This is a genomic window from uncultured Flavobacterium sp., assembly GCF_963975005.1.
GTDB lineage: Bacteria > Bacteroidota > Bacteroidia > Flavobacteriales > Flavobacteriaceae > Flavobacterium.
Genome location: NZ_CAXBFR010000069.1, coordinates 1 through 14,540 on the forward strand (window position 1 = coordinate 1; position 14,540 = coordinate 14,540).

The following is a 14,540-nucleotide window of genomic DNA, read 5'->3' on the forward strand; positions in this document are numbered from 1 at the left end:
GCTGTACCAGGAATATTCTTGATATATCCTGTTTCATCTAAATCTAGATAATCTTTAAAGATATCAGTATTTGGTTTGTGACCAATAGCTACAAAAAAACCCGTTGCTGGAATTTCTGTTAAAACTCCTGTAACATTGTTTTTCACTCTAACTCCTGTTACAACTTGACCATCACCTAAAACTTCATCAGTTTCAGTATTGTATAAAATTGAAATGTTTTCAGTTTTACGCACACGTTCAGCCATAATTTTAGATGCTCTAAATTCGTCTTTTCTAACAATCATGGTCACTTTTGTACATAATTTAGACAAATAATGAGCTTCTTCACAAGCACTATCTCCTGCTCCAACAATCACAACTTCCTGATTTCTATAAAAGAAACCATCACAAACAGCACAAGCAGAAACACCCCCACCTAAATTCAAATATTTTTGTTCAGAAGGCAAACCTAAATATTTAGCAGTAGCACCTGTTGAAATGACAACAGTTTCAGCATGTATTTCTTTATCATCTTGAATCCAAACCTTATGGATAGCACCAGAAAAATCTACCTTAGTTACCCAACCATCACGAACGTCAGCTCCAAAACGTTGAGATTGAGCTTGCAAACCAACCATCATTTCTGGTCCGGTAATTCCCTCAGGATTTCCTGGCCAATTCTCTACCTCATTTGTTGTTGTTAGCTGACCACCTGGCTGTGTTCCTTGATATAAAACGGGAAACATATTTGCTCTAGAAGCGTAAATAGCAGCTGTATATCCTGCAGGTCCAGAACCAATTATTAAACATTTTACTTTTTCTATAGTATCTGACATAATTATAATTTTTAAAGTCCCAAAAGTAATAATTTTGAATGAATTGAAATGTATTATAGCTTACAAAAAATCTATTTTACTATAATTATAGGTTATTGAAGTTTTTATAAAACAAAAAAGCCTCCTTGAATTTACAAGAAGGCTTTTGTCGGGGTGGCAGGATTCGAACCTGCGACCTCCTGCTCCCAAAGCAGGCGCGATGACCGGGCTACGCTACACCCCGAAAAGTGAGGTGCAAATATAAAGCTAATATTCGTTCTGACAAGTATTTTTATAAATATTTTTTTAAGTTTAAATTAAACATAAAAATTAAATTCAAATAGTTAAATTTGTCGAATAATAAAGATACATTTTATGCTTATAATTGGAATTGCTGGTGGGACAGGAAGTGGAAAAACTACAGTTGTACATCAAATAATGAATGAATTACCTCAAACTGAAGTTGGAATTATTTCACAAGACTCCTATTATCGTGAAACATCTAACTTGAGTTATGACGAACGTACTAAAATTAATTTTGATCACCCAAGAGCAATAGATTTTGAACTTTTAGTAGAACATTTAAAACTATTAAAAGAAGAAAAAACAATAGAACAACCCGTTTATTCATTTGTAACACATAATAGAACAGATGATGTTATTGTAACTCATCCAAGAAAAGTAATGATTGTAGAAGGAATTCTTATCTTAGCAAATCCAGAACTTAGAGAGTTATTTGATATTAAAATATTTGTACATGCCGATTCTGATGAAAGACTAATAAGACGTTTAAAAAGAGACATTGCAGAACGTGGAAGAGATATGAATGAAGTGTTAAATCGTTATCAAAATACGCTTAAACCAATGCATCAGCAATTTATTGAGCCTACAAAAGCTTATGCTGACATCATTATTCCAAACGACAAATACAATACAGTAGCTATTGATGTAGTAAGAGCAGTAATTAATCAAAGAATAGAAAAATAAATGTTTAAAAAAATTCAACAATTACGCATAAAATATCCTTTTCTAAAAATTATTTGGAACAGGTATTTTTTAGTAGTGTTGTTTTTTGTAATTTGGATGTTGTTTTTAGACAATTATTCGTATCTTGATCATAGCCTTTTAAATAAAGAAATAAATGAATTAGAAGCGAATCAAAAATACTATAAAGAGGAGATAACTGCAGATAGTATTAAAATAAAAAAACTTCAAAATCCAGATATGATTGAAAAATATGCTCGCGAAAAATATTTTATGAAAAAGGATAGCGAAGATATTTATATCATAGAGTTTGAAGATGATTTGCAAGATGAAGAGTCAAAAAAAAGTTTTTAAATAAAATTCTAAATAAGTAAAAAGTTTTTGGAATAAATAAATTCAACAATTGTGATAAAAAATAATAATTTATTTAATGGATTTGAAAAAGTTACATCCAAACAATGGAAACAACAAATTCAATTCGAATTAAAAGGAGCTGACTATAATGAAAAGCTTGTTTGGGAAAGTTCAGAAGGCATCAAAGTGAAACCTTTTTATCACAATGACGAAGACAATTTAACCAATAATGTTCAAACAAAAGTTTCTGAATTTAAAATTCTACAAAACATTTATGTACACGATGTAGAAAAATCAAATTTAAAAACCACAGATTCTCTAAAAAGAGGAGCAGAAAGCATAAGATTTACAATTGAAAATGAAACGATTTCTCTAGAAAGTTTATTAAAAAAACTTCCTTTTGAAAATACCTCATATTATTTCAATTTGAAATTTACATCAATCGATTTCGTTAATAAACTAACTGAATTTGCAACAAAAAATAAGGCTAATTTTATAATTCAAATCGATCCTGTCGGACAATTAGCAAAAGATGGCAATTGGTTTGAAAATTTAGAATCTGATTTCAAAGTCTTAAATAAAATTGATCCTAAAACACCTTTTTTATCCATTCAATCTGGAATTTATCAAAATGCTGGTGCTAACATGGTGCAACAACTGGCTTACACTTTAGCACATGTAAACGAATATTTCAATAGGATTGAAAACTTAAACCAACCTATCACCATTGAATTAGCAGTTGGTACAAATTACTTTTTTGAAATCGCTAAATTAAGAGCTTTAAGAATCTTATTCAACACTTTAGCTAAAGAATTTAATCATTCCCATGAATGTAATATTATAGCAACACCAACAAAACGAAACAAAACATTGTTTGACTATAATGTAAATATGCTTCGTACTACAACTGAATGCATGTCAGCTATATTAGGTGGAGCTAATGAAGTAGCTAATTTAGCTTATGATGCATTATACCATAAAGACAATGAGTTTGGTGATAGAATAGCAAGAAATCAATTGTTAATTCTTAAAATGGAAAGTTATTTCGATAAGGTAGACAACCCAGCTGATGGCGCTTATTATATTGAATCGTTAACCGAACAATTAGCCGAAAAAGCTTTAGAATTATTTAAAGATATTGAAGCCAACGGTGGCTTGATTACACAATTAATCGAAGGAACTATTCAAAGAAAAATCAACGAATCAGCTCAAAAAGAGCAAGATTTATTTGATAGCGGAAAAGAAGTTTTATTAGGAACCAACAAATATCCTAACAAAAGTGACAAAATGAAACACGATTTAGAGTTATATCCTTTTGTAAAAAACAACCCAAGAAAAACGATTAAATGGTGAAGAATAAGTCATGAGAAAAAACATCCAACATATAAAACTTAACGAAAGTCAAAAGCCGAAAGCTGAAAGTAAAGAAAGTTTCCTAACTGGAGAAAATATAGAAGTAAAACCAATTTATTCTAAAGAAGATATTGAAAATATAGAACATCTTGGTTTTGGAGCAGGTTTTGCACCAAATCTTCGCGGTCCTTATGCTACAATGTATGTGCAAAGACCTTGGACAATTCGTCAATATGCAGGATTTTCTACTGCTGAAGAAAGTAACGCTTTTTACAGAAGAAACTTAGCAGCTGGACAAAAAGGTTTATCCGTTGCTTTTGATTTAGCCACTCACAGAGGTTACGATTCAGATCACGAACGTGTTTTTGGAGATGTAGGAAAAGCTGGTGTTGCCATCGATTCTGTAGAAGACATGAAAGTGCTTTTTGACCAAATTCCTTTAGATGAAATGTCAGTTTCCATGACTATGAATGGTGCTGTTTTACCCATCATGGCATTCTATATTGTGGCTGCAATGGAACAAGGTGTAGATATCAAAGACCTATCCGGAACCATACAAAATGATATTTTAAAAGAGTTTATGGTTAGAAATACATACATCTATCCGCCTACTCCATCCATGAAAATTATTGCTGATATTTTTGAATATTCTAGTAAAAATATGCCAAAATTTAACTCGATTTCTATTTCGGGTTACCACATGCAAGAGGCTGGTGCAACGGCTGATATTGAATTAGCCTACACTTTAGCAGACGGTTTGGATTACATTAGAACTGGAATTGCAGCCGGAATGGACATTGATACTTTCGCCCCAAGATTATCCTTTTTCTGGGCCATTGGAATGAACCATTTTATGGAAATTGCCAAAATGCGTGCTGGAAGAATGTTATGGGCCAAATTAGTAAAACAATTCAATCCAAAAGATGACAAATCCTTATCTTTAAGAACACATTGCCAAACTAGCGGCTGGAGTTTAACAGAACAAGATCCTTTTAACAACGTAGCCAGAACAACTATTGAAGCTGCTGCAGCTGCCTTTGGAGGAACGCAATCTTTACACACCAATGCACTTGATGAGGCTATTGCCTTACCAACAGATTTTTCAGCAAGAATTGCTCGTAACACACAAATTTTCTTGCAAGAAGAAACCAAAATCACCAAAACAGTTGATCCTTGGGCTGGAAGTTATTATGTAGAAAGTCTTACAGCAGAAATCGCTGATAAAGCTTGGGCTTTAATTGAAGAAGTAGAATCTTTAGGCGGTATGACAAAAGCTATCGAAGAAGGAATTCCTAAATTACGAATTGAAGAAGCAGCTGCTCGAAAACAAGCACGAATTGATAGCGGACAAGACATTATTGTGGGTGTAAACAAATATCGTTTAGAGAAAGAAGATCCTTTGCATATTTTAGATGTAGACAACGACATGGTACGCAAGCAACAAATAAAACGTTTAGAACAAATAAAAGCTTCACGCGACAATGCTAAAGTAAAAGAGTGTTTAGCTAAATTAACCGATTGTGCAAAAAATGCAAATGGAAATTTATTATCTTTAGCAGTAGAAGCAGCCAAAGAAAGAGCAACATTAGGTGAAATTAGTGATGCTCTAGAAGAAATATATGGAAGATATAAAGCACAAATTAGAAGTTTTAGTGGAGTGTATAGTAAAGAAATAAAAAATGACGAAAGCTTTGAAAAGGCAAAACAATTAGCTGATGCTTTCGCTAAGAAAGAAGGTCGTCGTCCAAGAATCATGATTGCCAAAATGGGACAAGATGGTCACGATAGAGGTGCAAAGGTAGTAGCCACTGGTTATGCCGATGTAGGCTTTGATGTGGATATTGGTCCATTATTCCAAACTCCAAAAGAAGCAGCTAAACAAGCCGTTGAAAATGACGTGCACATTTTAGGAGTTTCTTCTTTAGCAGCTGGACACAAAACTCTAGTTCCACAAGTAATTGAAGAACTAAAAAAATACGGCAGAGACGATATTATGGTTGTTGTTGGCGGTGTAATTCCAGCTCAAGATTATCAATTCTTATTTGATGCTGGTGCTGTTGCCGTTTTTGGTCCTGGAACTAAAATCAGTGAAGCAGCCATTACAATTTTGGAAGTTTTATTAGAAGATTAACCACAATTTATCACTTTGATGAAGATAAGAATCGTATTATATTTACAAAAAACACTAACAAAAACGTTGGTGTTTTTTTTTGAGCATAAAGTAAAAAAAAGTTAAAAGTTTGGACAAACTTGTGGCTAAAGTGATCAAAAAAACCTACAAAACCAAACCTTCAACAGCTAAAATTCCTTCCATAAAATCAATTGCCTTTACATGTTCAAAAAAGTCCATTTCGGTTTCATGAGGTAAAAAGTCAGAAATGATTCGAACAATAAAGTCTTGAGGTTTCTTTAAATACATAAATGTATAATCTTCCATATTTATAACAGTTCCTTCATCCAAATCTGTTGTCCTAACAAATTTATCAGAAGTCAAAGAAGACAAACAAGGTAAACTCAATTTTGGTTCAGTCATTATAGGTTGACCATTTTCGAACAAACCTCCTTCATACCCATATAAAGACGAAGTTGTAATCTCAATAGGCTTTCCTAAACCTAAATGAGCAGGCAAGTTTAATTCTTTTCCCACTACAGCAGCAAAACCCATCAACACACAAACATCGTTTTCCGGCAACTGCATTAAGGCTTTGGCAGTAGGTTCTCTACCAATACCAGAAACAAAAACTTGATAAGTATGCCTTAAGTTAGTAATACGTGAAAGAGCCAGTAAAACTTTTTCTTGCTCTATTTCCATTGGGGTTATAATAATGATTTTCATGGTGACTGGTATATTTTGCAAAGATAAAGTTTGTAATGAACAATAAAACTTATGTACATGAAATAATATTTATTTTTATCAATTTAACTTAAAAAAACTCCTAAAAACATTATGTAAACCTTTACATTGCCTATACAAAATTGTAAATAAAGTTTTTTTGTGCCATTAAAAAGTATTAGAAGCATTAATACTAGCTTTTTATTTTTGTTTTATTTGTATAGTTTTTATGAGACTCATTTATCAGAATTTTAAAATATTTGGTATTATATTTATAAAAATGTTTTTTTACCCTAAAATTTTAACAATAATGAACAAGAACTACATTTTATTAGTCTTTTTATTAAATTATATATTCGCTTTTAGCCAATTAAGCTTCTGCAATGGTAGCAGCGGTGCTCCTATATTCTTTGAAAACTTTGGCAGCGGAACAACTTATGGCCCTGCTTTACCTGCAGGTGTAACCAATTACACTTATGTAAATAGTGGCTTTCCAAATGATGGTCAATATACTTTATATTATAGAACTGATCTTATTGGAAATAACTGGTTATATTCACTAGATCATACACCAGACAATCAACCTGATGGCGTAAACGGTAAAAGTTTAATTGTTAATGCAAGTAATACACCTGGTCAGTTTTACAAAAGAACTGTAACCGGTTTGTGTAGTAATACTACTTTTGAATTTTCGGCTTGGGTAATTAATATTATAAATTCAGCCTCTGGAGGTTGTCCTGGAACTGGAATTCCTGTAAATGTGACATTTGAAATTTGGGATATTACAGACACAATTTTATTACAATCAGGAAACACAGGTAACATTAACGGAACTCCAAATCCCATATGGAATCAATTTGGTTTAGTCTTTACTATGGGTGCAGGTCAAACTTCGGTAATTCTAAAAATGAGAAACAACGGTATTGGTGGTTGCGGTAATGATTTAGCTATAGATGACATTATGTTTCGTGCTTGTGGCGAATATAGTAACATTACAAATAGTGGAAACCCGTCAAATTCAATTTCGATTTGCGAAAACGAAACTATAACTAACAACCAATTACAAGTAAGTACAACCGGAACCGCTTCAAATGTCTACCAATGGCAACAAAGTAGCGATAACGTTAATTATGTAGATATAACAGGAGAAACATCTTCTCTTTATTCGATACCAGCTGTAACAGCAACAACTTATTATAGAGTAAAAGTTGCTAACGATATTGCAAATTTAAGCAACCCTTATTGCTCAACTTTATCTGAAATTTTTACCGTAGTTATTAATGCTTTACCTAATCCACCTGTATCAAATGGTAATCAAACGCTTTGCAGTAACCAAGGCACTTCAGTAAGTGTAACAGTAAACACTAATGAAAGTGTCAATTGGTATGATGCACCAACTAATGGCAATTTACTGCAATCAAATTCATCTAATTACACTCCAACAGCTCTAGGAATTTTTTATGCAGAAGCCCATAATATATCTACAGGTTGCAAAAGTAATACACGAACTGCTGTTACACTTTTACCAATGACAACAGCTTCTTATTCTGGAACAACAACAATATGTTCAACTGAAGCAACAGCCATTATATTAACTGCTTCAGATACAAATGCTACTTTTAGCTGGACAGCTACTTCATCAAATACAACCGGGTTTTTCAACGGAACTGGAAATACAATTACACAAACTTTAGTTTACTCCGGAAGTACAACTGGAACTGTCACTTACAATGTTACTCCAGTGGTTAATGGTTGTGAAGGAATGGTTGAAACGATAACCATAACTGTAAATCCACAGACAAACATTACCCCAACTTTTACAGCTATTCCAACCACTTTTTGTTTAAATGCGACAGCTCCCATTTTACCAACGACATCATTAAACGCAACTCCAATTAGTGGAACTTGGAATCCAGGAACTATCAATACGTCAAATACTGGAACTACAACTTACACTTTCACTCCACAAGCCACTAGTTGTCAAAATATTCAAACATATCAAATATCAATTACAGTTTCCAGTGGCTTTTTACCTAATTTTAATGATGTTATTACGTTTTGTTCAGGTTCGAATGCACCACCTTTAGACACAACATCTCCTAACAATATTGACGGTTCATGGAATCCTTCGGTAATCAATAATACAGTTTCAGGAAGCTATACATTTACACCAAACCCAAATCAATGTGCAGTTTCACAAACTATAAATGTAAGTGTTTTAGAACCAACTTTAACAAGCATAGAATACACAACAACTGGAGCCTTTTCTGAAAATCAAATCATAACTGTTCTAACCTTTGCTAGTGGAGATTATTTATACCAATTAGACAATGGTAACTTTCAAAACAACAATATATTTACCAATGTTTCCTCTGGCAATCATACGGTTACTGTTATAGATCAAAACGGATGTTCTCCTCCTTTATCAAAAGATATTCTCATATTAAATTATCCACATTTTTTCACTCCAAATGGTGATGGATTTAATGATTATTGGGCAATTACTGGTTTAAATAATTTAAAGAAAGTAGAAGTATTTATTTTTGATAGGTATGGAAAATTAATCAAACAAATTTTACCAAATAATGCTGGTTGGGACGGAACTTTTAATGGATATTCCTTACCAGCAGATGATTATTGGTTTACTATTAATTTTGAAGAAAAGAATATCTCCAGAACTTTTAAAGCTCATTTTAGCTTATCGCGATAAGCAAATAAGTGTTTCTTTTGTATTTAATGAAATTAATTTTATTATCTTTACTTAATAAAAAATTTATATTATGGCAAAGAGTCAAGACGCAAAAAAAACGGAAAAGAAAGAACCGCTTAAAACTGCTAAAGAAAAGAAAGCAGAAAAAAGAGACAAAAAAAATAGTCCAAAAAGAGATTAAAACCTTACAGAAACACGATTTATTTCGTGTTTTTTGTTTTTAAATCAAATACTTCACGTTATTAATAAAGAATAAATTAACTTTTACACTAATAACTTTATACTATTGTTAACAAATTAGACTTGAAAAAACCATAATTAATTGTATTTTTACCGTTCCTAATTTTAATATATCAAATGGGTAAAATCATTGCAATTGCAAATCAAAAAGGTGGTGTAGGAAAAACAACAACGTCAATAAATTTAGCGGCTTCATTAGGAGCTTTGGAAAAAAAAGTGCTTTTAATTGATGCAGATCCACAGGCAAATGCCAGTAGTGGATTAGGCATCGATGTTGAATCTGTTGAAATTGGTTCTTACCAAATTTTAGAACATAGCAACACTCCAGATGAAGCTATAATAACCAGTTCTGCACCAAATGTGTGGGTTATTCCAGCTCATATCGATCTAGTAGCTATTGAAATAGAATTAGTGGATAAAGAAAATCGCGAGTACATGCTTAAACAAGCACTAGAAAGCGTTAAAGATAAATATGACTACATCTTAATAGATTGTGCTCCTTCTTTAGGATTACTAACGCTAAATGCCTTAACAGCTGCCGATAGTGTAATAATTCCTATTCAATGTGAATATTTTGCCCTAGAAGGATTAGGCAAACTATTAACAACCATTAAGAGTGTTCAAAAAATACATAATCCTGAATTAGATATTGAAGGCTTATTATTAACTATGTTTGATAGCCGTTTACGTTTATCAAATCAAGTGGTAGAAGAAGTACAAAAACACTTCTCCGATATGGTTTTCAACACAATCATTCAAAGAAATATTAAATTGAGTGAAGCACCAAGTTTTGGTGAAAGTATAATTAATTATGACGCAACCAGTAAAGGTGCTTCTAATTATTTACAATTGGCTGAAGAAATTATTAGAAAAAATAAAGCATAAAGGATGACAAAAGCTGTAAAAAAGCAAGCATTAGGAAGAGGACTATCAGCTCTTTTAAAAGATCCTGCCAATGATATAAAGTCGGTAGAAGATAAAAATGCAGATAAAGTAGTAGGAAATATTGTTGAATTAGATATTAATTCAATCGAGATAAATCCGTTTCAACCTAGAACAAATTTTAATGAAGATACGCTTAACGAATTAGCAACCTCAATTAGAGAACTAGGTGTAATACAACCTATTACAGTACGTAAACTTGACTTTAACAAATACCAATTAATTTCTGGAGAAAGACGTTTAAGAGCTTCAAAAATAATTGGTCTTGAAACTGTTCCTGCTTATATTCGTATTGCAAATGATCAAGAATCTCTTGAAATGGCTTTGGTTGAAAATATCCAACGTCATGATTTAGATCCTATTGAAATTGCTTTGTCATACCAACGTTTAATTGACGAAATCAATCTTACACAAGAACAAATGAGTGATCGTGTTGGAAAAAAACGTTCAACCATTGCCAATTATCTTCGTTTATTAAAATTAGATCCAATTATCCAAACCGGAATTCGTGATGGCTTTATTTCTATGGGTCACGGAAGAGCATTAATAAATATAGAAGATAACGATGTTCAAGGAGATATTTATCATAAAATCGTTACGGAAAATTTATCCGTTAGAGATACTGAAGCTTTAGTAAAAAAATACCAAGAAAGTCTTTTACCAAAAGCTAAGAAACCTAAGGCTGATTCTTTTCAAATAGATGAAGAACAAAAGAAAACTTTTGCACATTATTTTGGAGCAAAAGTAGATATTAAATCAGCTGGAAATGGAAAAGGAAAAATTACTATTCCATTTCATTCTGAAGAAGATTTTGAACGTATTTTGAAACTTATTAAAGAATAGTGAAGCAAACAGTTTTCATATATTTACTTCTTACGTTTTTTTGTAGCACTACTCTTTTTGCACAAAAACCCGAAATCATTAAGGTAAAAGATACTGTTGTTACAACAATAGATCCTTTGAAACCATCAAAAGCTGCTTTTTATTCCGCAATTTTACCTGGTCTTGGACAAGCATATAATAAAAAATATTGGAAAATTCCTATTGTTTATGCTGGTTTGGGGATTTCAATATATTCTTATACTTTCAATCAAAGAGAATATAATAAATTTAGGGATGAGTATAAAAGAAGACTTGATGGAACCTCAGATCCAAATCATCCAATTTATGGAAATTTAGATGATGCTCGTTTAATTAGTGCTCAAAAATTTCACCAAAGAAACAGAGATTTATCTATGCTACTTACTGTTGGAATTTATATACTAAATATTGTAGACGCAAATGTTGACGCGCATCTAATTCAGTTTAACGTGAATGACAACTTATCTGTGAAACCAGATTTATATCAAAATCAGTTGAACAATAGGCAAAATGTAGGGTTGTCTTTTAATTACAATTTTTAACTATAATTAACGCTTCAAACTGTAACAAACATTAATTTCTATACACTAATCTACATGAAAATTGCACTTTTAGGCTACGGAAAAATGGGAAAAGTTATTGAAAAAATAGCTTTAGAGAGAGGACATTCTATAGTGTTAAAAAAATCAAGTACTGGTTCTTTTGAAGGATTGAAAAACGCTGATGTTGCAATTGATTTTAGTGTTCCCGATTCTGCCGTAACTCACATCTCCGAATGTTTAAACAACAACATTCCTGTTATTTCAGGAACAACAGGTTGGTTAGATAATTATGAAAAAATGGTTGAATTGTGTAAAATTAATACGGGCAGTTTCATTTACAGTTCAAATTTTAGTTTAGGTGTAAATGTTTTTTTTGAACTAAATGATTATTTAGCAAAAATGATGCATAACTTGAAACAATATAACGTTTCAATGGAAGAAATACATCACACACAAAAACTTGACGCACCAAGTGGAACAGCCATTTCATTAGCAAAAGGTGTTATCGATAATTCAGATTACACGAATTGGACTTTAGAAAATCCAAAAAATAACGAAATTCATATTGAAGCCAAAAGAATTGAAAACGTACCAGGAACACATAGCGTTTTTTACGATTCTGAAGTAGATCAAATAGAAATAAAACATACAGCACACAACAGAGAAGGTTTTGCACTGGGTTCTGTAATTGCCGCTGAATGGTTGATAGAAAAAAAAGGAGTCTTTACAATGAAAGACGTTTTAGGAATATAAAACATATCTTGTTTCCGAGTTTCTTTTAAGCTCGCAAACTTTTAAACTTTTAAAAAACAAAAAATGACAGCATTACAATGGTTATTCTTCATAGTAATAGTTCAACTGATTCACGGATTAGGAACTTGGAAATTATATGTAAAAGCAGGCAGACAAGCTTGGGAAGCTTTTATTCCTGTTTACAATGCAATAGTTTTAATGCAAATTATCAATAGACCTAAATGGTATACTTTTTTACTATTCATTCCTATAATCAACCTAATAATGATTCCTGTTGTTTGGGTAGAAACGATCAGAAGTTTTGGATATAACTCTACAAAAGATACAGCTTTAGTCATTCTGACTTTAGGTTTTTATATTTATTATATAAATTACACACAAAATCCAACATATATTACAGATAGAAGTTTAGTGCCAAAAAACAAAACAGCAGACACTATTAGTTCATTATTATTTGCTATCGTTGTTGCTACTTTTGTACATACTTATTTTATTCAGCCATTTACTATTCCCACTTCTTCGTTAGAAAAATCGTTATTGGTAGGTGATTTCTTGTTTGTGAGTAAATATAATTATGGAGCAAGAACTCCAATGACTACAGTTGCTGCTCCAATGGTTCATGATACAATCCCTTTCATAAAAACTAAATCATATACTATTTGGCCACAATTACCTTATTTTAGATTACCTGGTTATGAAAAAATAAAGAATAATGACATAGTTGTTTTTAATTGGCCTATTGATACTGTTTACCAATTTAGAGATCCATTACATAGATATGCTTGGAAACCCATCGACAAACGATCAAATTACGTAAAAAGATGTGTCGGAATTCCTGGTGATAAAATTGAAGTTAAAAATTCTGAATTGTATGTAAATGATAAGGTTTTAGTTTTATCAGAAAGAGCAAAACCACAGTTTTCATATTCAGCAAAAGTAGAAACTGTAGACAATGTTGACTACAATACTTTATTTAGTGATTTAAACACTCACGATAGATATGGATTTCTTGCAGAGCAAAAAACTGCTTATTTTCCGGCTTTAACTTCAGAAAATGTGGAGAAATTAAAGAAAATTCCAGGTGTTTCAAATGTCGAAAAGATGATTGACACAACAAACACCATTTTCTCGTATGAATTTAAAATTGATCCAAAAATTAAAGACATTGAATTACAAAACATCATAACTAGAATAAAAGAATCAAATAAATTTGTCGTATTTGAAGACAAAAACAAAAACTTATTATGTATCAACAGACTTCCTCTAGAGTTTGTTAATTTGATTAAAAGTCAAAAATCGGTAATAAGCACTAAAGAAATGCATGACATTTTTCCACACGGACCTAATCAAAAGAATTGGACAAAAGATAATTTAGGGCCAATTTATATTCCTCAAGCTGGAAAAAAAGTAGACTTAAATATAGAAACACTTCCTTATTATAAAAGAATAATTACTGAATACGAAGGAAACACTTTACAACAAACTGGAAACGAGATTAGAATTAACGGTCAAATTGCCACATCATATACTTTTAAACAAGATTATTATTGGATGATGGGAGACAATCGTCATAATTCTGAAGATTCACGTTATTGGGGTTATGTTCCTGCTGATCATATTGTTGGAAAACCAATCTTTATTTGGATGAGCTGGGATTCAAATGCACAAGGAATAATGAACAAAATTCGTTGGGAAAGAATGTTTACTACAGTAAGTGGTGAAGGTCAACCACAATCGTACTTTAAATATTTCTTGTTCTTATTGGCTGGTTATTTTGCGTTTGACTATTTTAGAAGTAAAAAGAAAAACAAAGAAGAAAATCAGTAGTCTTTTAAAACAATGAAAACATTACTTCATCCAACATATTTCCCTTCTGTCAGTCATTATATAGCAATGATTCAAGCAGATAAATTAGTATTTGAAGTTGATGATAATTTTCAAAAGCAAACCAATAGGAATCGAATGTACATTTACAGTGCAAACGGCATTCAATTGCTTAATATTTCGGTTAAACATTCTACAGAAAAAAAGCAGAAATATAAACATGTACTTCTTGATGAAACTGCAGATTGGCAAAAAAATCATTTAAAATCACTTGAAGCAGCTTATAAAAATTCTCCTTTTTTTGAGTACTTTATAGATGATATTTTACCTATTTATCAGAAAAAATATAA

General features: G+C 31.6%; 13 protein-coding genes and 1 tRNA gene. 11 read left to right on the top strand and 3 right to left on the bottom strand.

From position 1 onward, the window contains the following. The coding region (locus AACZ53_RS09290; RefSeq protein ID WP_339837455.1) for an FAD-dependent oxidoreductase at positions 1 to 815 on the bottom strand (815 nt) is incomplete at its 3' end. A gap of 148 nt (positions 816 to 963) precedes the next feature. Beyond that, a tRNA-Pro gene (locus tag AACZ53_RS09295) sits at positions 964 to 1,038 on the bottom strand. A gap of 131 nt (positions 1,039 to 1,169) precedes the next feature. On the opposite strand from AACZ53_RS09295, the gene udk reads away from it, so the two are divergent. Genes udk through scpA form a run of 4 tightly spaced genes read left to right on the top strand, consistent with a single transcriptional unit; the run spans position 1,170 to position 5,616 of the window. Next, positions 1,170 to 1,781, top strand: coding sequence for a uridine kinase (gene udk, locus AACZ53_RS09300; protein ID WP_339837458.1), 612 nt, complete (start codon positions 1,170 to 1,172; stop codon positions 1,779 to 1,781). Next, positions 1,782 to 2,132, top strand: a complete 351-nt coding sequence (locus AACZ53_RS09305) for a septum formation initiator family protein (protein ID WP_339837460.1) — start codon at positions 1,782 to 1,784, stop codon at positions 2,130 to 2,132. 54 nt (positions 2,133 to 2,186) lie between these two features. Next, positions 2,187 to 3,485: a methylmalonyl-CoA mutase subunit beta gene (locus AACZ53_RS09310; RefSeq protein WP_339837486.1), complete on the top strand. Its 1,299-nt coding sequence runs from the start codon at positions 2,187 to 2,189 to the stop codon at positions 3,483 to 3,485. A 10-nt stretch (positions 3,486 to 3,495) separates the two neighbouring features. Next, complete coding sequence (gene scpA, locus AACZ53_RS09315) at positions 3,496 to 5,616, top strand: methylmalonyl-CoA mutase (protein WP_339837463.1); 2,121 nt, start codon at positions 3,496 to 3,498, stop codon at positions 5,614 to 5,616. Between the two features lie 144 nt (positions 5,617 to 5,760). Here scpA and AACZ53_RS09320 read toward each other — a convergent pair whose 3' ends face one another. Further along, the gene (locus AACZ53_RS09320) at positions 5,761 to 6,321 is read right to left on the bottom strand and encodes a hypothetical protein (protein ID WP_339837465.1); all 561 of its coding nucleotides are present in this window, start codon (positions 6,319 to 6,321) and stop codon (positions 5,761 to 5,763) included. Positions 6,322 to 6,628: 307 nt separating this feature from the next. On the opposite strand from AACZ53_RS09320, the gene AACZ53_RS09325 reads away from it, so the two are divergent. The 7 genes from AACZ53_RS09325 to AACZ53_RS09355 all read left to right on the top strand — a co-directional run. Then, on the top strand, positions 6,629 to 9,028 hold the full coding sequence (locus AACZ53_RS09325) for a T9SS type B sorting domain-containing protein (RefSeq protein ID WP_339837468.1): 2,400 nt from the start codon (positions 6,629 to 6,631) through the stop codon (positions 9,026 to 9,028). A gap of 357 nt (positions 9,029 to 9,385) precedes the next feature. Then, positions 9,386 to 10,153, top strand: coding sequence for an AAA family ATPase (locus AACZ53_RS09330; protein WP_339837470.1), 768 nt, complete (start codon positions 9,386 to 9,388; stop codon positions 10,151 to 10,153). 3 nt (positions 10,154 to 10,156) lie between these two features. Then, positions 10,157 to 11,053 (top strand): ParB/RepB/Spo0J family partition protein, encoded by an 897-nt coding sequence (locus tag AACZ53_RS09335; protein ID WP_339837472.1) that lies wholly within the window; start codon positions 10,157 to 10,159, stop codon positions 11,051 to 11,053. Next, positions 11,053 to 11,613 (top strand): DUF5683 domain-containing protein, encoded by a 561-nt coding sequence (locus AACZ53_RS09340; RefSeq protein ID WP_339837475.1) that lies wholly within the window; start codon positions 11,053 to 11,055, stop codon positions 11,611 to 11,613. The genes AACZ53_RS09335 and AACZ53_RS09340 overlap by 1 nt, the downstream gene beginning before the upstream one ends. Before the next feature lie 54 nt (positions 11,614 to 11,667). Then, the gene (dapB, locus tag AACZ53_RS09345; RefSeq protein WP_339837477.1) at positions 11,668 to 12,366 is read left to right on the top strand and encodes a 4-hydroxy-tetrahydrodipicolinate reductase; all 699 of its coding nucleotides are present in this window, start codon (positions 11,668 to 11,670) and stop codon (positions 12,364 to 12,366) included. 63 nt (positions 12,367 to 12,429) lie between these two features. Further along, positions 12,430 to 14,193: a signal peptidase I gene (gene lepB / locus AACZ53_RS09350; protein WP_339837480.1), complete on the top strand. Its 1,764-nt coding sequence runs from the start codon at positions 12,430 to 12,432 to the stop codon at positions 14,191 to 14,193. 12 nt (positions 14,194 to 14,205) lie between these two features. Next, the coding region (locus tag AACZ53_RS09355) for a WbqC family protein (protein ID WP_339837483.1) at positions 14,206 to 14,540 on the top strand (335 nt) is incomplete at its 3' end.